The sequence below is a fragment of the Janthinobacterium sp. P210005 genome (genome assembly GCF_036231865.1).
GTDB classification, from domain to species: domain Bacteria; phylum Pseudomonadota; class Gammaproteobacteria; order Burkholderiales; family Burkholderiaceae_D; genus Janthinobacterium; species Janthinobacterium kumbetense.
Genome location: NZ_JAZARC010000001.1, coordinates 1,720,526 through 1,743,922 on the forward strand (window position 1 = coordinate 1,720,526; position 23,397 = coordinate 1,743,922).

The following is a 23,397-nucleotide window of genomic DNA, read 5'->3' on the forward strand; positions in this document are numbered from 1 at the left end:
GGTGAAGCTCAAGTGTATGCAAAATACCATCGTCTGTTTTCCGACAGAACGACATAATTTATCGAATTAAGGCCAAGCTGATGGGTGTACCTATCCTCCACCATACCCGCATGTGTCCGCCACGGGAAGCGCCCAGCGCCACCATTCCCGTGACCATGATCGCGCGCGACCTGCAACCCGATGAATTTTTATTGCCGCACAGCCACCCGTGGGGCCAGGTCACGATGGCGCTCGAAGGCGTGCTGCGCATCACCGCCAACAACAGCAGCTGGGTGTTGCCGCCCATGCGCGCCATCTGGATCGCGCCCAACGTGGAGCATGCCGTCACGATACTGGAAAAGACCCGCTTGCGCCCCCTGTGCATCCACGCCGCGCGCGCGCCCTTTGCGGGCCACGATTGCAAGGTGCTGGAAGTATCGAATTTGCTGCGCCAGCTGATCATGGCGCTGGAACAGCTGGATCCGGGGCAGGAACCGGCGCGCGAGGCGCTGCTGGCCGAACTGATCCTCGATGAATTGAAACGCTCGGCCACGCGCCCCATCCGCGTGCCCTTGCCGGGCGACAAGCGCCTGAAAAGCCTGTGCGACAGCCTGATAGAGAAACCGGGCTTGAACCAGACGCTGGAACACTGGGCGCAGCAGGTCGGCGCCTCGGAGCGTACCCTGGCGCGGCTGTTCGAACGGGAATTGGGCATGAGTTTTGGCCAGTGGCGCCAGCAAGTGCGCCTGGCGCACGCGGCGCCCCTGATCGCGCGCGGCGTGCCGCTGTCGCAAGTGGCCGAAGAACTGGGCTACGCCAGCCAGTCGGCCTTTTCCGCCATGTTCAAGAAGACTTTCGGCAGTTCGCCGTCGGCCTTCTTTGCCCAGGGCGACAGAATCTAGCCAACTGGAAAGCGCGCCGATACAGCGCTCAGGGCAAGGCGCAGCGCCGCAGGCAGTACGCTGGCACGGCAAGGCGATGCAACGCCGCCATGGGCGCTTTAGCGGTGCGCTCTCAAGCCATGAAGTCGAACAGGGAATTCTTGCCGGTATAACCAGGCAAGGCCGAGTTCGTTCCCATCTGTTCCTGCGCGGAATACGCTTTCACCAGCGCCTGCGCCTGGGCCGTCAGCGCCTTGGCCAGCACGGCTTTCTTGTTGGTGAGCGTCGTGATGTCCTTGCCGACCGTCTGCACTTCCTTGCGGATGATGCTCGTTTCGCCCGTCAGCTCGCCGATCTTGCTGGCGAACTGGTCCGCCACGCCCTTGCCGTTATTCGTGAACATCTTGCTGACGGCGTCCGGATCGGCCGCGATGGCGGCCTTGAGTTTTTTGTCGTCGAGCACCAGTTCGCCGCTCTTGCCCAGGGTCACGCCGGCGCTGCCCAGCACCGACGATGGCACGCCCGTGCTGGCCGTGCGCAGCACTTGCTCCATCTGCGAGCGCACTTGCCCCAGGGCCGTGTCGGACTTCAAGTCGCCCTGCTGCAGGCTCTGCAGCTTGCTGTTGAGTTCATTGTAGGCCGTGACGAAGCTGGCCACGTTGCTGGCGATCTGGCTGCTGTCCTTGGCGATGACGAGGTCGGTCGTGCCTTTTTTCTTCAATTCGATGGTGGCGCCCTCGACGGCCGTCGTCAGGGTATTCGTGGCGCTCTTGATTTCCTTGCCGTCGACGGTCAGCAGCGCATCCTGCGCGGCGGCCGTCTGCTGCATGCCCTTGCCCGCGCCGGGCGCATAGCTGAGCAGATTGCTGACGGCCGCGTCGCCGGACACGCTGATGCGCATGCTGCTGTCGGCGCCGCTCTTGCCGTTCAGGGCCAGCGAATAGCCATCGGGGCCCTTCACCACGCTGGCGTCGACGCCCTGCTGCTTGAGCGCGGCGGCGATGCCGTCGAGGCTATTGTTGCTGCTGTCGATGGTCACCGCAATGATCTTGCCGCTGCCGGGCGTAAATTGCTTGCCGTCGGCCGAGCCCACTTCGATCTTGACCAGCGCGGGCGCCCCCGTGCCGATGGCCGCGCTCGAGGATTTCTGCGCGCCGCTGAGCAAGGTCTGTCCCTGCGCCAGTTGCTTGACGTTCATTTCATGGCTGCCGCTGACCGCCTTGTCGGTGGTGGTGGCGCTCAGCACATCCTTGCTGCTGGACGTGGCCGACGTGGCCAGGCCGCTGCCGGCCATGTTCTTGGCCACGGTCTGGAATTTCGCCAGCGCCGATTGCAGCTGGCCGAGGCCTGAGAACTTGGCCTGGTCGCGCGCCAGGCTGGCGTTGAGCTTGACGACGCCCGTGTTTTGCGACTGCATCTGGCGCTCCACCTTCGCATACACATCGGCCGAGATATTGCCCTGCGTCGTCTGTTGCGTGTTGTTGGTGTAGGCCCTGCTGTTGATGGTCGAATTAAACATGGTAGGCGTTCCCGTCGGGTGTAAGGTCATGGCACACGGTTCAGGTCCTGACCGTGCTGCGCTGGAAACGGACGGCAGGCGCGCATGGCGCGGCAAGGTCCCTCTTCTGGTTGATAATTATGCAGTATTACCGGAATATCAAAACAGCGAACAGAACAGGTTTTTCCTGACTGCAAACCCATATGCACCATTTTAGCGCAATCACTTGCCGTTTATCTTCGGGCGTGCCTCAGCGCATGAATTTCGAAATGGCGCTGCTGACAGCCATGTCCAGTTGCTGGAAAGTGAGTCCCACCTTGAAACCTGCGCTGCTGAAAATGCAGTGCGAGACGGCCACGCGCGCCTCGATGATGTGCGCCGCGCCATCGTAAAACAATTCGAACAGCACCTTGCCCTTCTTGCCTGTCGGCACCGGTTCCGCGATGACGGCCGACATGCCGCCCGGTCCCACATCGAGGGTGCGCGCGGCCACGGGACCCGCGCCCTCCATTACCAACATTGCCTTGGCACGCAATATCTTGCGTGCGCCCTGCCTTTGCTCAACTGACACTGTATTCCGCTTCTCTATCTATGCATTGTCGATGCGGATGCGCGAGGCGCATCCATCGGACAAATATTATAGTTCTAAACGGAAATTTTGTTTGACTTGTCTCAAGCTTGGCATTTAAACCATACCAACTTTTACTCGTGGTCGCGCAGCTTGTTGAACGCTTCATCGATGCGCTCGACGCCGATGACCTTGAGGCCCTCGATGACTTGCTTCGGCAAGTTCGACTTGGGCACCACGGCCAGGGTAAAGCCCAGCTTGGCCGCTTCGCGCAAGCGCTCCTGGCCCCGTGGCGCGGGACGGATTTCGCCGGCCAGGCCCACTTCGCCAAACACCACCAGCCCTCGCGGCAGCGGCTTGTTGCGCATCGATGAGTTAATCGCCAGCAACACGGCCAGGTCGGCCGCCGGTTCCGTGATCTTCACGCCGCCGACGGCGTTGATGAACACATCCTGGTCGAAGGCGGCGATGCCCGCGTGGCGGTGCGCCACGGCCAGCAGCATGGCCAGGCGGTTCTGCTCCAGGCCGACGGACAAACGGCGCGCATTCGGCAAGTGGCTCGTATCGACCAGGGCCTGGATTTCCACCAGCAGCGGGCGCGTGCCCTCCTGCGTCACCATCACGCACGAGCCCGGCACCTGGTTGTCGTGCTGCGACAGGAACAGCGCGGACGGGTTCGACACCCCTTTCAAGCCCTTTTCCGTCATGGCGAACACGCCCAGTTCATTGACGGCGCCAAAACGGTTCTTGATGGCGCGCACGAGGCGGAAACTGGAATGGGCGTCGCCCTCGAAGTACAGCACAGTGTCGACGATGTGTTCGAGCACGCGGGGGCCGGCCAGCGCGCCCTCTTTCGTCACGTGGCCGACCAGAATGATGGTCACGCCCGTCTGCTTGGCCGCGCGCGTGAGCTGGGCCGCGCATTCGCGCACTTGCGCCACGGAACCGGGCGCCGAGCTAAGCGCATCCGAATACACGGTCTGGATGGAGTCGATCACCACCACTTCCGGTTTTAAATCGGCCAGGGTGGCGAGAATCTTTTCCAGTTGGATCTCGGCCTGCAGTTTGAGTTCCTTGGCGTCGATGACGAGGCGCTTGGCGCGCAAGGCGATCTGCGCGCCCGATTCCTCGCCGCTGACGTACAGCACGCGCTTGTGGTGCGACATATTGGCCAGCGCCTGCAGCAGCAGGGTCGACTTGCCGATGCCGGGGTCGCCGCCGATCAGCACGACGCCGCCCGCCACCATGCCGCCGCCCAGCACGCGGTCAAATTCCTCGATGCCCGTGCCGAAGCGGGGCACGTCGATGGCGTCGATATCGTCGAGCGACAGCACGGGCGCCGTCTGCGCCAGCGACATGTGTTGCGGATTCGAATAGCGGTTGTTGCCGCCCGTCTCGGGCAGGGTTTCCACCATGGTGTTCCACTGGTTGCACGAGGTGCACTGCCCCATCCATTTGTTGCTGATGGCGCCGCAATCGCTGCAGGTGTAGATGGTCTTGACTTTTGCCATGGTGTACTTTGCCCGGGTAAGATGAAACTGCTGTTTATATATACAGTATATACAAACGGCGGGCCGCCGTCACTGTGTCGCTTCGACCACGGGCACGCGGGGCGCCAGTGCACACATCAGCTCGTAGCCGATGGTGCCGGCGGCCAGGGCCACCTCGTCGATCGGCATGCCCTGGCCCCACAAGGTGACGGCACTGCCGACTTTTGCACCGGGCACGTGCGTCAGGTCGACCATCAGCATGTCCATCGACACCCTGCCGATGAGTCCCGTGCGCACGCCGTCGACGAGCACGGGCGTGCCTTCGGGCGCATGCCGCGGATAGCCGTCCGCATAGCCGCACGCCACCACGCCCACCTTGATATTGCCGGCCGCTTCGTAGCGGCTGCCGTAACCCACCACTTCACCGGCGGCGATATCCTGGATGCCGATAATGCTGCTGCGCAAGGTCATGGTGGGCAGCAAGCCGAACGCCTGCGCGGACGTGCCGCCGGGAGCGCCGCTGGGCGTGCCGCCGTACAGCATGATGCCGGGGCGTACCCAGTCGCTGTCCAGGTGGTGCAGCAGCACGCCGGCCGAATTGCACAGGCTGCGCGGCAATGATGTGCCGATGCTGGCCGCGCCCGCTTCGAAACGCAGCATCTGCTGCTCCAGGGGCAGGCGCGTGGGCGCCGCCTCGTCCGCGTTGGCGAAATGCGTCATCAGGGTGATCGTGCCGATATGCGGCATGGCGCGCAGGCGCGCATACGCCCCCGCCACGGCGTCCGGCGTAAAGCCCAGGCGGTTCATGCCCGTATTCATTTTCAAGTGCACATCGATGGCGTGCGGCAGGCGCGCCGCTGCCAGCAGGGCGATCTGCTCTTCGCAATGCACGCTGCCGTTCAAGCCATATTGCGCCATGACAGGCAAATCGCTGGCGTCAAAAAAGCCTTCCAGCAGCAAGATGGGCTTGGTCCAGCCCAGTTCCCGCAGACGCACGGCGTAGTCGACCTCGACCAGCGCCAGGCCATCGGCCCCGGCAAAGCCCCGCATGGCCCGTTCCAGGCCGTGGCCATAGGCATTTGCCTTGACGACGGCCCACACCCTGGCGCCGCGGGCGCCGGCACGGGCGCGCGCCAGATTGTGTTGCATGGCATCGAGATGGATGGTGGCGAGAAGGGGCCTGGGCATATGCATCGTTCACGGCGGGTGGGAAAGCCGTATTTTACCGGATGCACCGTACGCGGACACGGCAGACACCCAAGGTCGTATGCAGAGGACATCATTTATAAAATGCTCACATGTATGTGTATTTTTCTACGGCAGAAAAATTAAGGTTCGCTTAGGCAAGAGTATGCAAAGCGGCCCCTTCCAAACTTGGGGTTTGCCGTTTTTTCGTGGTATAAAGCAAGCCAGATATGATTTCAGGCAATCCAGAATGAATCGTGGTTTTTATACCATCATGGCGGCGCAGTTCTTTTCCTCGCTGGCAGATAACGCCCTCTTTTTTGTCGCCGTCGATTTATTGGTGTCCATGAAATCCCCGGCGTGGATCACGCCGCTGCTCAAACTGTCGTTCGTGCTGTTTTACGTGCTGTTGGCCGCTTTTGTCGGCGCCTTCGCAGATGCATTGCCAAAAGGCAAGGTCATGTTCATCGCCAACATGGTCAAGATCTTCGGCTGCGCCCTCGTCTTCTTCCACGTACACCCGCTGCTGGCCTACGCCGTCGTCGGTTTTGGCGCGGCCGTGTACTCGCCCGCCAAATACGGCATCCTGACGGAACTGCTGCCGCCGGAAAAGCTCGTGGCGGCGAATGGCTGGATCGAAGGCTTGACCGTCACTTCCATCATCCTCGGCACCGTCATGGGCGGCGCGCTCGTCAGCGGCCACGTGTCCGACATGCTGCTGTCCTTCGACTTCCCCCTGATCGACACGGGCATCACCAACAAGACGGAAGCGGCCCTGTGCGTGGTGGTCGGCATTTATGTGCTGGCGACCCTGGCCAACCTGAAGATTCCCGACACGGGCTGCGTATATCCGCACCAGGAACGCAATCCTATCAAACTCATTACTGATTTTGCCAATTGCTATTCCATCCTGTGGAAAGACAAGCTGGGCCAGATCACCCTGGCCGTGACGACCCTGTTCTGGGGCGCCGGCGCCACCTTGCAGCTGATCGTACTGGAATGGGCCAAGCAATCCTTGAACATGCCCTTCGACAAGGCGACCAGCCTGGTGGGCGTGGTCGCCATCGGCGTGGCTGCCGGCGCCGTGCTGTCGGCCCGCTTCATTCCGTTGCGCAAATCGCTGACCGTCATTCCACTGGGCATCGCCATGGGCGTGATCGTCATGATGATGACGCAAGTACATTCCGTATGGATCGCCTACCCGCTGCTGATACTGATCGGCGCCCTGTCCGGCTTTTTCGTCGTGCCCATGAATGCCCTGCTGCAACATCGCGGCCACGTGTTGATGAGCGCAGGCCATTCCATCGCCGTGCAGAACTTCAATGAAAACCTGTCTATTTTGACCATGCTGGCCGTGTATTCGATCATGATCCGCTTGCACCTGCCGCTGAACATCATCATTACCCTGTTCGGCCTGTTCGTCGCCGGCACCATGTACATGATCATGCGCAAGCACAAGCTGAACCAGGCCGAGCACGACAATCTTTCCTTGATCGGCGAGCAAAAGCATTAATTTCGGGGGCTGACCCAGCGGATCAGCCCCCGGCATTACACTGGCAGCATGCCAGCCAGCCGCCGCGCGGCAGCCTGCTCCGTCCAGTCAGGCGGCACGACAAAACCACGCGTGCGCTCCACTTCCCAGCCTTCGACATTATCCACCGTGGCCACCATCACCGGTTGCGCCAGATCAAACAAGCGCGCACGCAAGGCCTCCACGTCCAGCACTTCCACGTCGCGGCCCTTGAACGGCGCCAGCCATTGCAAGCGCGGCAGCACGACATAGCGCTGCTGCGGCAATTGTGTGGGCGCGCACCAGAAGCCGTGTCCATGGTCTTCGGAAATACCGTCCAGGGCGGGCGTGGCGTCCGGTGCATAAAACAGCCAGCCCTTGACCAGCGCCTGCGCCGCCCGCACGGGCTGCGCCAGCAGGGTTTGCGCGGCCGGATGGCGGGACAAGGCCAGTTGCTTGTCGAGGATCTTGCGCATCTTCAATCCCAGGGTATCGGCCAGGTTGGGGCCGATCAAGTGATTGAAGACGCCGGGATCGGGCGCGCCTTCGAGCAGGTAGAACTTGGTGGCGAATTCCCAGTGCAGCAACGCGTCACCCTGCGCTCCATCGCGCAGCAGGAAATCGAACTCGCCCACCGTGTCGTTGCGGTTGACCTGCACTTGCAAGCCATGCGCTTGCAGCAGTCCGTGCTGTTCAAAATAAAAGGCCAGCAGCTTTTCAGCGTACAGGCCCAGGCGGGAATAGAATTTCGGCCCCAGCGCCGCATCGAGCGGCGACGGATCGTCCTGCAGCGCGCCCAGCCATGCCGCGACAAGGGGCGTGACGGGCGCGAGGCTGGCGATGCGCCCGCCCCAGTGGGAGCTGTCCGGGTCCAGCAAGTCCGGCGAGTCGAGCAGCCAGGCCAGCGCACGCACGCGGGGGTGCGTCAGATGCCCCCAGCGGCGCTCGAAGCGGGCCTGGAAAGCGCCGGCGGCCGCATCACTCACCGTGCGAATCACCGTGCGTGCTTTTCGCCAGGCACAAATCGGCCCAGGCGCGCGCCTTGGCCTTGCCCGTCTCGTCCTGCAGCAGCATTTCCGGGTGGAAGGTGGCCACGACGGCAGCCTTGCCCAGTTGGCGCACGGTACCGCGCACGGGTTTCTCGCCGGGATTGATGCCGGCGGCGGCCATCGAGCCGAGCGTCAAAATGGTGCGCGGCTGCAGCAGGGCCAGTTCGCGCTCGAAATACGGGCGGCAGGCGGCCGACTCGGCTTCTGTCGGCAAGCGTTCCTGGCCCGCCTCGTCGAGCGGACGGCATTTCAGCAAGTGCGTGATGTATACATCGCGGTCCGCATCGACGGCGATGGCTTTCAGCATATTGTCGAGCAATTTGCCCTGCTCGCCCGGCAAGGCGCGCCCTTCCCGCTCTTCCAGGCGCGACGGGCTGCTGGCCAGCATCAGCCAATCGCCCTGGCGGTCGCCGCGGCCCATGACGACGCCCTTGCGCGTCTTGCACAGGTCGCAGCGCGCGCACTTGGCGACGGCAGCCGTCAAGCCATCCCAGTCGAGGGCGGCGATATCGGCATCGCTCAGCTGTCTGGCGGGCGGCGGTGGCGGCGCATCGTCGAACCAGGCCGTATCGTCAGATGCGGCGGGAGCGGCGGGAGCGGCAGGCGTGGCGGGAGCGGGAGCGACAGGCGCAGCAACGTCAACGGCTTTCACCTCAGCAACAACCTCAGCTGCGGGTACGCACGGCGCAACAGCTTCAACCACGGCGGCCACCGGTGCCGCTGCTGCTTCCACGATCTCGTCAACGTCAGCCGCTTCAGCGGCCTCGGCTGCGCCACCCTGGCGCAGGCGCCACAGGGGGCCGACGCCCATTTCATCGAGGAAAACGGCGCTGCGGCTCATAAGGTATAACGCATCACGATGGCGTCCTCACGTTGCGAGTTACTGGCCGGATAGTATCCCTTGCGCCGGCCGATCTGTTCAAATCCATAGCGCTGGTAAATATCGAGCGCGCGCACGTTCGACGGGCGCACTTCCAGCAGCATCGATTCCATGCCCAGCTGGCGCGCGCAGGCGCAGGACTGGTTCAGCAGGAAGCGGCCCAGTCCCTGACCCTGGATCGCGCCTTCGACGGCCACGTTGAGCAAGTGCGCCTCGTCGACGACCAGCATCAACAGGAAGTAGCCGAGCAAGGTGCCATCCACGTCGCGCAGCACCCAGGCCGGATATCCGCTTTTGAGCGAATCGACAAAGTTGCCGTGCGTCCAGGGATGCGGATACACGCGCTGCTCCAGCGCCAGCACCTCGGTCAAGTCCGCTTCGGCCATCGGCTGATAGTCGAGGCGCAACAAGTCCCAGCCGGCAGCGCGGTCCTGGTCCGCCACACTCATTGCGCGGACTCCGCAGCGGCCTTGGCCTGTTGCATCTCTTGCCGTTCCGCGCTGGTAAAGGCGATCTTGTTGCGCAAATACAAAGGCTGCGCCTCGGCCGCCGTCACGAACTGGCCGGCCGCAAAGGCGATGCGCGCCAGCTGCGCCACTTGCACGGCGTACGGCATGATGGCGGCGTCGGCAGTCGCGGCGCATGGCAGCGGGGCCAGCGCTTCGGCGTATGCACTGAAACCGTTGCCGCAAGCGGCCACGTCGCCTTGCGGCGCCACGCCGGCCGGCGCGCTCAGGGCCGGTGGCGCAACAATCTGCAAGCCATCCTGGTAATCATATTGCGCCCAGTACACTTCGCCCATGCGGGCGTCGAGCACGGTCACGATGCGTTGCGCGCTATGCTGCTGGTGGCACGCGAGCGCCATAGCGTCGAGGGTGACGACGGGCACGACAGGCAGCTTGGCGCCATAGGCCAGGCCTTGCGCGATGCCGCAAGCCGTGCGCACGCCCGTAAACGAGCCGGGGCCGGAGCCGTAGGCGATGGCGTCGACGTCAGCCAGGGTCACGCCCGCTTCAGCGAGCAATTCCTGCACCATCGGCAAGATGGACTGGGAATGGGTGCGCACGCCCGACGACGCGCGGGACAGGACGACATCGCCGCGCAACAAGGCGCAGGAGGCGAGTTCGGACGAGGTTTCAATGGCAAGCAGGGTGGGAAGTAAGGTAGACATAGCGTATTTTACCTTGCCGCGCCACGGCATGGCACTCCCCGCTGCGGCATGCCGTGGCAAGCCGGGCAGCCCTCACGCCGATGCGGCTTGCACAGCGGCCCCGCGAGGACGGCTATAATGAAAGACGCGGCTCATTATTTGACCGGCATCAAGTCTGCCGCGCCAAGCAATCGCCTAGCAATCGCTGAGCAACATCGTCTTTCCACTCTTGCCCTGGTCCGTTCCGTGAATCCACTTCTTGCTAAACTGCAACCATATCCCTTTGAAAAGCTGCGCCAGCTGTTTGCCGGCGTGACGGTCAATCCCGAGTATGCGCCCATCAGCCTGGGCATGGGCGAACCCAAGCACCCGACGCCGGCTTTCATCGAGCAGGCATTGGTCGACAATATCCATGGCCTGGCCAGCTATCCGACCACCATCGGTTCGGAAGCCTTGCGTACAGCCATCGCCGGCTGGCTGGAGCGCCGCTATGGCATCCCCAAGCTCAATCCTGCCACGCAAATCCTGCCCGTGAACGGTTCGCGCGAAGCGCTGTTTGCGCTGGCGCAAACGGTGATCGATCCGGCCGCCGGTTCGCTCGTGATCAGCCCGAATCCGTTTTACCAGATCTATGAAGGCGCCGCCTACCTGGCCGGCGCCGAACCGTATTTCGTCAATTCCGACCCGGCGCGCAATTTCGGCTGCGACTACGACAGCGTACCGGCCAGCGTGTGGGAAAAAGTGAAACTGCTGTTTTTGTGCTCGCCAGGCAACCCGACGGGCGCCGTGCTGAGCCTGACGGACTGGGAACATCTGTTCGCCCTGTCCGAGCGCTACGATTTCGTCATCGCCGCCGACGAGTGCTATTCCGAGATCTACCACGGCGACACGCCGCCGCTGGGCGCGCTGCAGGCGGCGCACATGCTGGGCCTGTCCACCATCGAGCGCCCGTATGCGCGCCTGGTGGTGTTTTCCAGCCTGTCGAAGCGCTCGAACGTGCCGGGCATGCGCTCGGGCTTTGTTGCCGGCGATGCCGAAGTATTGAAAAAATTCCTGCTTTACCGAACCTACCACGGCGGCGCCATGAGCCCTGCCGTGCAGGCGGCCTCCGTCGCGGCCTGGAACGACGAAACCCATGTCGAGGAAAATCGCGCCAAGTACCGCGCCAAGTTCGACGCCATCACGCCGCTGCTGCAATCGGTGATGGACGTGCAATTGCCGGACGCCGGCTTCTACCTGTGGGCCGACGTCAGCCGCACGGGCCTGTCCGACACCGAATTCGCGCAACGCCTGTACGCCGAATATAATGTGACGGTATTGCCTGGCAGCTACCTGGCGCGCGACGCGCACGGCATCAATCCGGGCCGCAACCGCATCCGCATGGCCCTCGTGGCCGAAACGGCCGAAGGGCTGGAAGCGGCCTTACGCATAGTAAAATTCTGCCAGCAGCTTTCCGCATCCGCATTAACTCACTAATAAGACATCATCATGAGCCAACAACTGCAAAACATCATCGACCAGGCCTGGGAAAACCGCGCCGAGATCAATCCGGGCAACGGCACGGCCGAACTGCGCGACGCCGTCTCCCACGTCATCAATGGCCTGGACAACGGCAGCATCCGCGTGGCGGAAAAAACCTCGGGCGACTGGGTCGTCAACCAGTGGGTCAAGAAAGCCGTGCTGCTGTCGTTCCGCCTGGAAGACAACGTCGTGCTGCCATCGGACGGCACGATGCAGTTCTACGACAAGGTCCCGACCAAGTTCGCCAACTACACCAAGGAAGACTTCGCCAAGGGCGGTTTCCGCGTGGTGCCGCCAGCCGTCGCCCGCCGCGGCAGCTTCATCGCCAAGAACGTCGTGCTGATGCCGTCCTACGTCAACATCGGCGCCTACGTCGATGAAGGCGCCATGGTCGACACCTGGGCCACCGTCGGTTCCTGCGCGCAAATCGGCAAGAACGTCCACCTGTCCGGCGGCGTCGGCATCGGCGGCGTGCTGGAGCCCATGCAAGCGAACCCGACCATCATCGAAGACAACTGCTTCATCGGTGCCCGTTCGGAAATCGTCGAAGGCGTCATCGTCGAAGAAAATTCCGTCATCTCGATGGGCGTGTACATCGGCCAGTCGACCAAGATCTACGACCGCGCCACGGGCGAAGTGACCTACGGCCGCGTGCCAGCCGGCTCCGTCGTGGTCTCGGGCAACCTGCCTTCGGAAGACGGCAAGTACTCGCTGTACTGCGCCGTGATCGTCAAGCGCGTGGATGCGAAGACCCGCGCAAAAACGGGTATCAACGAGCTGCTGCGCGGTATTTGATGACACCTCTGTAAACCTACTGCGCTGCCCACTATCCGGTTTCCGTTGCTCACTGTACTACATGTACAGTTCCGCTACTCGACCCGATATTGAGCGTGCTCGCTACGGTTTGCAGAGGCGTCGTGACGCACGTAAAAAATCATGTCCTGCCAACCGGCGGGACATTTTCATTTCCAGATAGCAACTTCAATCGTCGCGCAGCCATCACCCATCCTGTCCTATACTGGATGGCATGAATACTCCTCCCGTATTGATCGTCGGCGCCGGTCCTGCCGGCCTCATGCTTGCCTTGCGCCTGGCGCGCCATGGCGTCGATTGCCGCATCATCGATAAAAACAGCGGACCGGGCCAGGCGTCGCGGGCCATGGCCGTGCATGCGCGCACCCTGGAGTTTTACCAGCAGCTGGGCTTTGCCGACGAGCTGGTCAGCCTGGGCATCAAGATCAATGCCATGCACATCCACGAAGGCGGCGAGGAGCTGGTGAAACTGGCGCTGGGCGAGATCGGCGAAGGCCTGAGTCCCTACCCTTTCGTGCTGAGCCTGCCCCAGGACGAGCATGAGCGCTTCCTCATCAGCAAGCTGGCAGCGGCCGGCGTGCATGTGGAATGGAACGTCGCGCTGGACCTGTGGACGCAGGACGATAGCGAAGTGCAAGCCATTCTGCTCAATAATGGCGAACGGCAATATTGCACGTTTAACTATATTTGCGGCTGCGACGGCGCCCGCAGCAAGGTGCGCGAGATCGCCGGCTTCGCGTTCTCGGGCGGCACCTACGACCACCTGTACTACGTGGCCGATGCGCAAGTGGCCGGCAACAACACGGATTTGCACGCCCACCTGGGCGCGAACTCTTTTGCGCTGATGTTGCCCGTGCGCACCAGCGGCATGCAGCGCCTGATCGGCATCCTGCCCGACCGGCCGGAAGGCGCGCCCGCGCCCGTCTTCGACGACGTGCGGGAACAGGTGGAAAGCTTGCTGAATATCCAGGTCGAGCACGTGAACTGGTTTTCCACGTATAAAGTGCATCACCGGGTGGCGGCGCAGTTTCGCGAGCGGCGCTGCTTCATCCTCGGCGACGCGGCCCACCTGCACAGCCCCGTGGGCGGCCAGGGCATGAACACGGGCCTGGGCGACGCCGTCAACCTGGCCTGGAAACTGGCGCAAAAGCTGCGAGGACAAAGCAACGACGCCCTGCTCGACACCTATGAAAGCGAGCGCATCGTGTTTGCCCGCAAGCTCGTCGCCACCACCGACCGCGCCTTCCAGGCCATCGTCGCGCAAGGCATCGCCGGGCAATTCCTGCGCCGCTGGCTGGTGCCGCACGCGCTGCCCTTCCTCTCCGGCTTCGGGCGGGCGCGCCGCTTGCTGTTCCGGACCGTGTCGCAAATCCAGATCAGCTATGAAGACAGCGCCCTGTCCGCGGGCCACGCGGAATACTTGCGCGGCGGCGACCGCCTGCCGTGGTTCTCGGACGGCACGCAAGACAATTTCACGGCCCTGCGCAGCATGGATTGGCAATTGCACATCTATGGCGAAGCGGCGCCCGAACTGCTGGACGAGGCGCGCGTGCTGAAACTGCCCGTGCATTGCTACACCTTCAATGTCGCCGCCAAGCTGGCCGGCCTGGGCCGCGACGCAGCCTATCTGGTGCGCCCCGACGGCCACATCGCGCTGGCCCTGCACCTGCAGGAAAGCGGCGCCCTGCGCGCCCTGGCCCTGCGGCTGGGCCTGCATTTCGGTCCGGCCGAATCGGGCAAGGCGGCGCCACGGCCTGTGTAACATCACAGAGTTGACGGTTTGTGCCACATCAAGCCAACCAACTTAATTTCTTTGCTTTGTTTGCTTTGTTTGACTTCCTGTCCTATGCTGAAACATGCGTTTCAAGGATAGGGCCATGTCGAATACATCGAACACCTCGGATACTCGCGCCCCTGCCGGCAAGGGCGACACCGGCATGATCGATGAGGCCGCCGCCGACACCGGGCATGCGCCTGCCACGCCCTCGCTGGCCAGCAAGCTGGCGGACACACTCGCATCCAGCGCCACCGGCTTGCGCTTTAATATTGCACAAGATACGTTCCAGGAAGCGTATGCATCGCTGCTGGACGCCGTACCGCGCGACGACCGGCCCGCGCTGCTCGCGCAAATGCGGCGCGACCTCGATATCGTGGCCGAACGGGAGTTGAACCGGGTTTCCGGCATCGACGCACATGCCGGCCACGTCAGCACCCGGCAATTCATGCGCGGCCTGGAAGAGCAGGAACGGCAGCAGCGTGAAAAAGACTTGGCGTCGCACAGCTTGCTATCCGGCCCGGAACTGCGCGCCCGGCTGGAAGTCACGCCGCAAGCGCTCAGTGCGGCACTCAAAGCCAGACGCCTGTTTGCCTTGCGCGGCGCCTCCGGAGAATATGTCTATCCAGCATTTTTCGCCGATCCCCGCCACGACCGCCACATCCTGGAAAAAATCAGCAAAATCCTCGGCGACTTGCCCGGCGCCGCCAAATGGGATTTTTTTACCGCCCCGCGCCTGTCTCTGGGCGGCAAGTCGCCGCTGGAGGCCCTGGCCAAAGGCAAGCTCGATGCCGTGATGGCGGCCGCCCGCGCCTACGCAGACGAATAGCAGCACGACCGTGGCAATCTTGCGCCTGCCCCGTCTGCCGCAACTGCCCGCAGCGCTGCAGACGGCGCGCTGCGATCCCGCCACGCTGTACCGGATCTCCGGCCATGCCACGGGCGAACCGTATTTCGGCAGGGCAAACACCTACCGCTTCGACGATCCCCATCCACAGGTGGCGGCCCGATTCGGCACCTGCTATCTCGGTAGTTCGCTGGCCGTCGCCCTCGCTGAAACCTTGCTGCATGACCGCAAACCCATCCATAACCGCTTCGTGATCGAGCTGGCCGTGATTCGGGCGCGTTTTGTCATTCGGCTCACGGGGGAAACGCTCATCCTGGCCGACCTGACAGGCGCCGCCCTCAGAAAGCTGGGCGGCCATGGAGGGCTCAGCGGTACATCGTCGTACCAGACGACCAAGACATGGTCAGCGGCCATCCATGCGCATCCGGACACCGTTGACGGCATGCTCTACATGTCGCGCCACAAAAACGATGAAACGGCCCTGGTGCTGTTCCACCGCGCCGCGCCCAAGCTCGCGCGGGTGTCCGCCACGCCGCTCTCGGTCCATCCGGACTTCGGCCAGGCCGCCACGCTGCTGGGCATCCGCAGCGCCTAGCCCTGAACCTGCCATGAACATGCAACCTTGTTGCACTGCCGCATCGACCGCGCATCGACTGTATAATGTCGGCTAACATCGCATATCGCGCCAGCGCAAGCGCCGCGATCAAGCGAACCGCATTCATACCCCCTTAGCCCTACCCATGACGACCATTACACTCTACGGTATCCCCAACTGCGATACCGTCAAAAAGGCCCGCACCTGGCTGGCCGCGCAGCAACTCGATTTCACCTTCCACGACTTCAAGAAGCAGGGCCTGGAACGCGCCACCGTCGAGGCGTGGCTGGCGCAATTGCCATGGGACGTGCTGGTCAACAAGAAAGGCACGACGTGGCGCGCCCTGTCCGACGAGCGCAAAGCATCGATCACCGACGCGGCCAGCGCCCTGGAGCTGATGCTGGAAAACCCATCCATCATCAAGCGCCCCGTGCTGGACAAGGATGGCCTGTTCAGCGTGGCGTTTTCGGATGCGCAGTACCAGACCCTTTTCTCGCTGTAACCATACTTAGTTGACAACCGGAACGATGTTGCCGGCACGACCTTACCCATGACCACCTCCAAAACCCTCGCCCTGACCGAAAAACTGATCGCCCTGTCCTCGGTCACGCCCGACGACAAGGGCTGCCAGCAGCACCTGATCGACATCCTCACGCCGCTGGGCTTTGTCTGCGAAACGATACAGTCGAACGACGTCACCAATCTGTGGGCGCGGCGCGGCACGACGTCGCCCGTGTTCGTCTTTGCCGGCCATACGGACGTGGTGCCGACCGGCCCCGTCGAGCAATGGCGTTCGCAGCCCTTCATTCCCACGCACCGCGACGGCAAGCTGTACGGCCGTGGCGCGGCCGACATGAAGACCTCGATCGCCGCCATGGTAATTGCCTGCGAGGAATTTATCGCCGCCACGCCGGAGCACACGGGTTCGATCGCCTTTCTGATCACCAGCGACGAGGAAGGCCCGGCCACGGACGGCACCGTCATCGTGTGCGAGCAACTGAAGGCGCGCGGCGAACAGATCGACTATTGCCTGGTGGGCGAGCCGACGTCGAGCGCGCAGCTGGGCGACATGATCAAGAACGGCCGCCGCGGTTCGCTGTCGGGCCGTTTGACGATCAAGGGCGTGCAGGGCCATATCGCCTACCCGCACCTGGCAATGAATCCCATCCACGAAGCGGCGCAGGCGCTGGCCGACCTGGTCGAGGAAAAATGGGATGCGGGCAACGAGTATTACTTGCCCACCTCGTGGCAAATGTCGAATATCAACGCGGGTACGGGCGCGAACAACGTGATTCCGGGCGACATGGTGATCGACTTCAATTTCCGCTTTTCCACGGCCAGCACGGCCGAGGGATTGCAGGAACGGGTGCACGCCATCCTCGACCGGCATGACTTGCAATACGATTTGCAGTGGACCCTGAGCGGCCTGCCCTTCCTCACGCCGCGCGGCACCTTGAGCGATGCGCTGTCGGCCGCCATCCTGGAAGAAACGGGCCTCGCGACGGAGCTGTCGACCACGGGCGGCACCTCGGATGGCCGGTTTATCGCGCAAATCTGCCCCCAAGTGATAGAATTCGGGCCGCCCAATGCCAGTATTCACAAGATCGACGAGCACATCGAACTGCGCCACATCGATCCCCTGAAGAATATTTACCGGCGCACCCTGGAGCATTTGCTGCCCGTCTGAACCAGAATACCGAGGCCCGTCACGGCGGGCCAGAACACCGTCTTTTCGAGAATGCCATGACCCCGAACCCGTTTTCCACGCCACGCGACCTGCTGCGCTACGCCGTTACCCGTTTTAATACCGCCAAGCTGTTTTTCGGCCACGGCAGCGCCGAAGCGTTCGACGAAGCGGCCTATCTGATCCTGCACACGTTGAAGTTGCCGCTCGACAAGCTCGAACCGTTCCTCGACGCCAAGCTACTGCCGTCGGAAGTGGCCAGCGTGATGAGCGTCATCGACCGCCGCAGCATCGACCGCGTGCCGGCCGCCTACATCACCAAGGAAGGCTGGCTGGGCACGTACAACTTCTACGTCGACGAACGCGTGATCGTGCCCCGCTCCTTCATCGCCGAGCTGATCCCTGAATACTTCTCGCCGTGGGTGGCGGAACCGGAAGCCGTGGAAAACATCCTGGAACTGTGCACCGGTTCGGGCTGCCTGGCTATCATGATGGCCGACGCCTTCCCGAACGCCCAGGTCGACGCCGTGGACATTTCCGCCGATGCGCTGGCCGTGGCCAAGCGCAACGTCGACACGTACAAGCTGCAGGACCGCGTCACCCTGATCGAATCGGACCTGTACACGAACGTGCCAGCCAAGAAATATGATTTGATCATCAGCAACCCGCCGTACGTGAATTCCGCGTCGATGGGCGCCCTGCCCCAGGAATACCTGGCCGAACCGCAAATCGCCCTCGACGGCGGCAGCGACGGCATGGACCTGGTGCGCAAGATCATCGCCGGCGCGGCCGAGCGCCTGACGGACGACGGCATCCTGATGATTGAAATCGGCAACGAACGCGCATACGCGGAAGCGGCCTTCGGCGAGCTGGGCCTGACCTGGCTGACGACGAGCGCCGGCGACGACATGGTCTTCCTGCTGACGGCCGAGCAGCTCAAGCTGGTATAAGCGCTGGCGTCAGCGCGCAGCGCCTTAATTTACAACACAAAGAAAAAAATGATACGTTTCCTACAAGTAAGCCTGATGCGCGGCATCAAACCGTTGCTCGAACAAGTCGATGTCACCCTCAATCCGGGCGACAAGATCGGCCTGATCGGCGCCAATGGCGCGGGCAAATCGAGCCTGTTCGCCATGATGCGTGGCGAATTGCACCCTGACCAGGGCGAGATCGATTTCCCGGCCAAATGGCGCGTGGCTTACGTGGCGCAGGAAACGCCGCCGCTGGACCGTGCCGCGCTCGACTATGCGATCGACGGCGACGTCACCCTGCGCAAACTGGAAGCGGAACTGGCGCGCCTGGAATCGGAGCCTGCCACGTCGGAAAACGGTATCGCCATCGGCGAAATCTACAGCGCCATGGCCGATGCCGACGCCTACACCGTGCAATCGCGCGGCGAGCAATTGCTGCTGGGCCTGGGCTTCACCCTGGACCAGATGCAGCAACCTGTGGCCAGTTTCTCCGGCGGCTGGCGCATGCGTCTGAACCTGGCGCAAGCGCTGATGTGCCCGTCCGACCTGCTGCTGCTCGATGAACCGACCAACCACTTGGATCTGGACGCCATCATCTGGCTGGAAGACTGGCTCAAGCGTTACGCCGGCACCTTGCTGATCATTTCCCATGACCGCGACTTCCTCGATGAAGTCGTCAACGTGGTCGTGCATATCGACGAGCGCAAGCTGAAACGCTACTCGGGCAACTATTCGAGCTTCGAGCGCCAACGCGCGGCGCAGATGATCCTGGCCGCCGGCGCGCTGGAAAAGCAACAGCGCAAGCGCGCCCATCTGGAATCGTTCGTGAACCGCTTCAAGGCGCAAGCGTCCAAGGCCCGCCAGGCGCAAAGCCGCATGAAGGCGCTGGCGAAGATGGAAGAACTGGCGCCACTGCGCGCCGCCGCCGAATTCTCGTTCGAATTCCGCGAGCCGCTGTCGGCTCCGAACCCGCTGCTGGTGATGGAAGACGTCGATGCGGGCTACAAGATCGAGAACGAGGCGACGGGCGAGATCACGCATAAAACCATCGTCAACGGCATCAAGTTTTCGCTGCAGATCGGCCAGCGCATCGGCTTGCTGGGCCAGAATGGCGCCGGCAAATCGACCCTGATCAAGACCATCGCCGGCGAACTGATGCCGCTGACGGGCGACGCCACCATGGGCAAGGGCTTGAACATCGGCTACTTCGCCCAGCACCAGGTGGAAATGCTGCGCCACGACGAATCGCCGCTGTGGCATCTGGCGAAGATCGCCCCGACCGTGCGCGAGCAGGAACTGCGCAACTTCCTCGGCGGCTTCAACTTCCCCGGCAACATGGTCACCGCCTCGATCGCACCGTTCTCGGGCGGCGAAAAAGCCCGTCTGGCGCTGGCCCTGATCGTCTGGCAGCGTCCGAACCTGCTGCTGCTCGATGAACCGACCAACCATCTGGATCTGGAAACGCGCGAAGCGCTGACGGAAGCGCTGGCCCAGTTCGAAGGCACCCTGGTCGTCGTTTCCCATGATCGCCACTTGCTGCGCGCCACCACCGACGAATTCATCATCGTTGCCGACGGCAAGCTGCAACCGTTCGACGGCGACCTGGACGACTACAAGGATTGGCTGTTCAAGACCAAGCTGGGCAAGGGCACGGACGTGCTGCCGGCCGCCGGCAAGGCCAACAAGACGGACTTCCCCGTCGTTTCGCCGGTAGCCGCCGCCCCGGCCCCGGCCGCGCCCGTGCGCGACAAGCGCAAGGAAGCGGAAGAGCGCCAGAAAACGGCCGCCCTGCGCAAGCCGATCGAAAACAAGATCAAGCGCCAGGAAGAGCAGATCGCCAAGCGCAATGCGCAAAAGGCGGAAACCGACGCCAAGCTGGGCGAGCCGACCATCTACGACGCGGCCAACAAGGCCAAGCTGAAGCAATTGCTGGCCGACCAGACCTTCTTCACCAAGGACCTGGCGCAGCTGGAAGCGGAATGGCTGGACTTGCAAGATCAACTCGAAAAGCTCGGTTAAGCAAGTAGCGACAAAAGACGACTTCCGGGTCGTCTTTTTTTATGCCGCCTGCATGGGGCTGGGGCTGCGGATCGCCATCAGGCGGTCGATGTCGACGAGGATCAATCGGCGTCCCGCCACCGTGCCCAGGCCCAGCAGGTAATCGGCTTCGGTCTCGCCCAGGCCGGGCACGGCGGCGATGTCGGCGGGGGCCAGGCTGACGATATCGGTGACGCCATCGACCACCATGCCCATCACGCCATTGCTCAGCTGCAGGATGATCACGTCGGTAGCCGGGTCGGGCGCGCCGTGGGCGCTGCCGAACGCGGCGCGCATGTCGACGATGGGAATGATCACGCCGCGCGAGACGGCCACGCTGTGCAGCACTTCCCCTTCCGAGGAAAAACGGTCGAGTTCCTTCAGGGGGCGCAATTCCCGCACGCAACGGTAATCGAGGCCGTATTCCAGGCCGCCCAGCCGGAAGCTCAAGTACTGCGTCAGGTATTGCGCGGTTGCGGCGCCAGGCGTGGTCGTGGGCTGCATGGTGTTCCTTTCATCCGGTAAGCGCTGCCAGGATGCGCAGTGGCGCAACGTTGGCCCCATGCTAACCAGCATCGCCGCAGGCGGCGTTGAGAAAACTCAACTTTCCCGGAAGGCCAGCCGGTACTCGGCGCCCCGCCTTGCGCCGGCGCAGCCATCTTCCCTTACAATACCGACATCCCCCCCCCAACAGGCAGGCCATGCAACACCTCGTCAACCCCGCTGAAGTTGAATTTTCCGCCATCCGCGCCCAGGGCCCGGGCGGGCAGAACGTCAACAAGGTGTCCAGCGCCATCCATCTGCGCTTCCCCATCGCCGCCTCGTCGCTGCCGGAAGCGTACAAGGAACGGCTGCTGGCCCTGCGCGACAGCCGCATCAGCAAGGATGGCGTACTGGTGCTCAAAGCGCAGCAGTCGCGCAGCCAGGAGCAGAACAAGGAAGAGGCGTTGCGGCGCTTGCAGGAAATCATCGACAGCGTGACTTTCCTGCCCGCCGTGCGCCGCGCCACCAAGCCCACGCGCAGCTCGCAGCGGCGCCGCCTCGACAGCAAGAGCACGCACAGCGTCCTCAAGCAATCCCGCGGCAAAGTTATCGACTGATCAGGGCGGTGGCTGGTAAGTCCAGTCCAGGCTGCCCGTGCTGTCCGCGAACACGGGCTGCGTGGCCGGCGTGGCGCTGCGCAGCAAGGCCTTGATTTCTTTCGGCGGCCGGTCGTAGACCTTGGCCGGTCCGGGCGGCACGACGAGGGCGCGCACCGTCGTCTCGCCATCGACGAGGCCCAGGGTGCAGCGCGACTGGCCCGCCGTCGCCTGCCGCTCCTGGCGCAATTGTTCCACCAGCGCCAGCATCTGCGCGTGCAGGATTTCCGACTGTTTCACTTCCACGCGCAGCCGCGCCACCTCCTTCAGCACGGGAGCGATGCGCGCGGCCAGCTTGTCGTACTGCACCTGCTGCGCTGGCTGCAACTGCAATTCGCCGCGCCGCAGCTGGCCCGCCAGGGTCAGGTAGTTGCGCACCTCGGGCAATTGCGCGATGGCATCTATTTCCTGCTGGCGCTTGTGCTGCACCTGCAGGAATTGCGCCGCCTTCGCCAGGCTTTCCCCGATCTTTTGCTCCAGCGCGCTCAAGTCGGGCACGAGGGGGAACAGCAGCATTTCCACCTGCCTGCGGGGACCGGCGCTGCCGATGCGGATGGTGCGCGCCGCCACGGCGCAGCCTTCGGCCAGTTCGATGACGACCTCGTCGGCGATGATCTCGCAATTGCTGGCGCTGTCGATCACCACGCGCGTGCCGGCGATGACGCAGCTTTCGGCCCGCTTCACGTGCACTTCGCCGCTCAGCGCCTGCAGCACGGAACCGGAGGCGACGCCCTCGACGCGCACGTCGCCGTGCTCGTTGAAGGCCGTGCCGCCCACCAGGTTGCGCTTGAGCCATATCAACCCGCCATGCGAGTGCAGATGGCCATACACGTCGCCATGGATGGTGATGTCGCTGCCGTCGAGCTGGCGCTGCTCCTGCACTTCGCCATACTCCTCGTAGGCGGCGCGCAGCTTCAGATTGCCCGTGGTGCGGCTGCTGACGCCTTCGCGGCTGACGATCTTGTTTTCGATCGACATCTTGCCGTGCTCATCGACATTCACATAGCCATCCATGGTGGCGACGACGAAAGCGCCATCGCTGAAATACTCGACCGACGTGCCTGGCCCCGCCACCGCAGCCAGGTCCAGCTCCAGCGGCGCGGGCGGCGGCATTGGCTTGCCGGCCAGGTCATAGCCAGGCAAGCCGGGCGTGCCCGGCAGCAGGCGCAGCAGGCGCGCGTGCTTTTTCACTTGCGGGAAGCGGTTCTTGAAGCTGAGCAAATCCAGGCGGCCATCGGAGCGTTCGCGCGGCGCATCGTCGCGGTGGATGCCTTGCGACACTTCGACCAGCTGGGCGTCGCGCCCCGGCTGCGGCGGCAGCACCCGCGCCACCGTGATGCGCTCGGCCTTGCCGCTGGCGAGCATGGCGCGCACGGCCACGCTATCGATGCCGTAGTGCACGCCCTTGCACCACAAGTCAGCCACCAGCTCGTCAAACTCGCGGCGCGCCGGCGCCTGGCCATCCGCGTCGGCAGGCAAGGTTTCAAAATAAAACTCGGCGCTGTCGCCCCGGATCTTGACCTGTTTATACAGGGCGCGGCGCTGGGGCGGGAATGGCGCCACGCGCACGGCGATGCGCAGCAAGGCGTCGCCCTTGGGCGCGGCGCGGGGTGCGGGCGCATGGAACAGGGTCAGCAGGAACAAACCGTAATCGAGACCCGCCAGCAACTGCCCCGACTGGAACAGCTGGTCGACGGCGGCGCGCAGTTGCGCCGGCGCCAGCGACAGGTCCAGGAACACGCCCTCGTCGCGCTGGACCAGGCCGTGCGGCAAGCCGCCTGCGGGGACCGCATCCGGAACGGGTGTGTCGTCGTCGCTCACGCCTT

General features: G+C 63.3%; 22 protein-coding genes. 12 read left to right on the forward strand and 10 right to left on the reverse strand.

Features of this window, described 5'->3' with window-relative positions; all coding sequences use genetic code 11:
* The first annotated feature begins 80 nt into the window (after positions 1-80).
* Positions 81-881, forward strand: coding sequence for an AraC family transcriptional regulator (locus tag VPH40_RS07570; RefSeq protein WP_180278731.1), 801 nt, complete (start codon positions 81-83; stop codon positions 879-881).
* A 112-nt stretch (positions 882-993) separates the two neighbouring features.
* On the opposite strand, the gene fliD is transcribed toward VPH40_RS07570, so the two are convergent.
* The 4 genes from fliD to alr form a co-directional block, all read right to left on the reverse strand.
* Positions 994-2,379: a flagellar filament capping protein FliD gene (gene fliD, locus VPH40_RS07575; protein ID WP_328573123.1), complete on the reverse strand. Its 1,386-nt coding sequence runs from the start codon at positions 2,377-2,379 to the stop codon at positions 994-996.
* A 229-nt stretch (positions 2,380-2,608) separates the two neighbouring features.
* A complete protein-coding gene (locus tag VPH40_RS07580) occupies positions 2,609-2,929 on the reverse strand; it encodes a PilZ domain-containing protein (RefSeq protein WP_305056307.1) in 321 nt (106 codons plus the stop codon).
* 131 nt (positions 2,930-3,060) lie between these two features.
* On the reverse strand, positions 3,061-4,437 hold the full coding sequence (radA, locus tag VPH40_RS07585; protein ID WP_099667214.1) for a DNA repair protein RadA: 1,377 nt from the start codon (positions 4,435-4,437) through the stop codon (positions 3,061-3,063).
* 69 nt (positions 4,438-4,506) lie between these two features.
* Entirely contained in the window at positions 4,507-5,604 is a 1,098-nt protein-coding gene (gene alr, locus VPH40_RS07590) for an alanine racemase (protein WP_328573124.1), read from the reverse strand.
* Between the two features lie 247 nt (positions 5,605-5,851).
* On the opposite strand from alr, the gene lplT reads away from it, so the two are divergent.
* Positions 5,852-7,114 (forward strand): lysophospholipid transporter LplT, encoded by a 1,263-nt coding sequence (gene lplT / locus VPH40_RS07595; RefSeq protein WP_034779369.1) that lies wholly within the window; start codon positions 5,852-5,854, stop codon positions 7,112-7,114.
* A gap of 35 nt (positions 7,115-7,149) precedes the next feature.
* On the opposite strand, the gene VPH40_RS07600 is transcribed toward lplT, so the two are convergent.
* From VPH40_RS07600 to tsaB, 4 genes are read right to left on the reverse strand one after another with little or no spacing between them, the layout of a single operon-like run.
* The gene (locus VPH40_RS07600) at positions 7,150-8,097 is read right to left on the reverse strand and encodes a DUF1853 family protein (RefSeq protein WP_442906623.1); all 948 of its coding nucleotides are present in this window, start codon (positions 8,095-8,097) and stop codon (positions 7,150-7,152) included.
* On the reverse strand, positions 8,090-9,001 hold the full coding sequence (locus VPH40_RS07605; protein WP_328573125.1) for a uracil-DNA glycosylase: 912 nt from the start codon (positions 8,999-9,001) through the stop codon (positions 8,090-8,092). Before VPH40_RS07605 ends, VPH40_RS07600 begins: the two co-directional genes overlap by 8 nt.
* On the reverse strand, positions 8,998-9,489 hold the full coding sequence (gene rimI, locus VPH40_RS07610; protein WP_099667211.1) for a ribosomal protein S18-alanine N-acetyltransferase: 492 nt from the start codon (positions 9,487-9,489) through the stop codon (positions 8,998-9,000). Before rimI ends, VPH40_RS07605 begins: the two co-directional genes overlap by 4 nt.
* Positions 9,486-10,211, reverse strand: coding sequence for a tRNA (adenosine(37)-N6)-threonylcarbamoyltransferase complex dimerization subunit type 1 TsaB (tsaB, locus tag VPH40_RS07615; RefSeq protein WP_328573126.1), 726 nt, complete (start codon positions 10,209-10,211; stop codon positions 9,486-9,488). The genes rimI and tsaB overlap by 4 nt, the downstream gene beginning before the upstream one ends.
* 225 nt (positions 10,212-10,436) lie before the next feature.
* Between tsaB and dapC the strand changes: the two genes are divergently transcribed.
* From dapC to VPH40_RS07660, 9 genes are all read left to right on the forward strand, one after another.
* Positions 10,437-11,666: a succinyldiaminopimelate transaminase gene (gene dapC, locus VPH40_RS07620; RefSeq protein WP_328573127.1), complete on the forward strand. Its 1,230-nt coding sequence runs from the start codon at positions 10,437-10,439 to the stop codon at positions 11,664-11,666.
* Between the two features lie 12 nt (positions 11,667-11,678).
* Positions 11,679-12,506, forward strand: a complete 828-nt coding sequence (gene dapD / locus VPH40_RS07625; RefSeq protein ID WP_070282206.1) for a 2,3,4,5-tetrahydropyridine-2,6-dicarboxylate N-succinyltransferase — start codon at positions 11,679-11,681, stop codon at positions 12,504-12,506.
* Between the two features lie 232 nt (positions 12,507-12,738).
* The gene (locus VPH40_RS07630; protein ID WP_328573128.1) at positions 12,739-14,286 is read left to right on the forward strand and encodes an FAD-dependent monooxygenase; all 1,548 of its coding nucleotides are present in this window, start codon (positions 12,739-12,741) and stop codon (positions 14,284-14,286) included.
* A gap of 115 nt (positions 14,287-14,401) precedes the next feature.
* Entirely contained in the window at positions 14,402-15,127 is a 726-nt protein-coding gene (locus VPH40_RS07635) for a hypothetical protein (RefSeq protein ID WP_305062389.1), read from the forward strand.
* A 10-nt stretch (positions 15,128-15,137) separates the two neighbouring features.
* Positions 15,138-15,740, forward strand: a complete 603-nt coding sequence (locus VPH40_RS07640) for an RES family NAD+ phosphorylase (RefSeq protein WP_305062390.1) — start codon at positions 15,138-15,140, stop codon at positions 15,738-15,740.
* A gap of 145 nt (positions 15,741-15,885) precedes the next feature.
* Positions 15,886-16,242 (forward strand): ArsC family reductase, encoded by a 357-nt coding sequence (locus VPH40_RS07645; protein WP_328573129.1) that lies wholly within the window; start codon positions 15,886-15,888, stop codon positions 16,240-16,242.
* A 48-nt stretch (positions 16,243-16,290) separates the two neighbouring features.
* The gene (gene dapE / locus VPH40_RS07650) at positions 16,291-17,427 is read left to right on the forward strand and encodes a succinyl-diaminopimelate desuccinylase (RefSeq protein ID WP_305062391.1); all 1,137 of its coding nucleotides are present in this window, start codon (positions 16,291-16,293) and stop codon (positions 17,425-17,427) included.
* Positions 17,428-17,483: 56 nt separating this feature from the next.
* The gene (gene prmB, locus VPH40_RS07655; protein ID WP_099667205.1) at positions 17,484-18,374 is read left to right on the forward strand and encodes a 50S ribosomal protein L3 N(5)-glutamine methyltransferase; all 891 of its coding nucleotides are present in this window, start codon (positions 17,484-17,486) and stop codon (positions 18,372-18,374) included.
* Between the two features lie 48 nt (positions 18,375-18,422).
* The gene (locus VPH40_RS07660) at positions 18,423-20,414 is read left to right on the forward strand and encodes an ATP-binding cassette domain-containing protein (RefSeq protein ID WP_328573130.1); all 1,992 of its coding nucleotides are present in this window, start codon (positions 18,423-18,425) and stop codon (positions 20,412-20,414) included.
* A gap of 39 nt (positions 20,415-20,453) precedes the next feature.
* Here VPH40_RS07660 and VPH40_RS07665 read toward each other — a convergent pair whose 3' ends face one another.
* Complete coding sequence (locus VPH40_RS07665) at positions 20,454-20,936, reverse strand: chemotaxis protein CheW (RefSeq protein WP_077406904.1); 483 nt, start codon at positions 20,934-20,936, stop codon at positions 20,454-20,456.
* A gap of 197 nt (positions 20,937-21,133) precedes the next feature.
* Between VPH40_RS07665 and arfB the strand changes: the two genes are divergently transcribed.
* Positions 21,134-21,532: an alternative ribosome rescue aminoacyl-tRNA hydrolase ArfB gene (gene arfB, locus VPH40_RS07670; RefSeq protein ID WP_034779396.1), complete on the forward strand. Its 399-nt coding sequence runs from the start codon at positions 21,134-21,136 to the stop codon at positions 21,530-21,532.
* On the opposite strand, the gene VPH40_RS07675 is transcribed toward arfB, so the two are convergent.
* On the reverse strand, positions 21,533-23,392 hold the full coding sequence (locus VPH40_RS07675; RefSeq protein ID WP_305062392.1) for a flagellar assembly protein A: 1,860 nt from the start codon (positions 23,390-23,392) through the stop codon (positions 21,533-21,535). It lies immediately after the preceding gene.
* Positions 23,393-23,397: the final 5 nt, after the last annotated feature.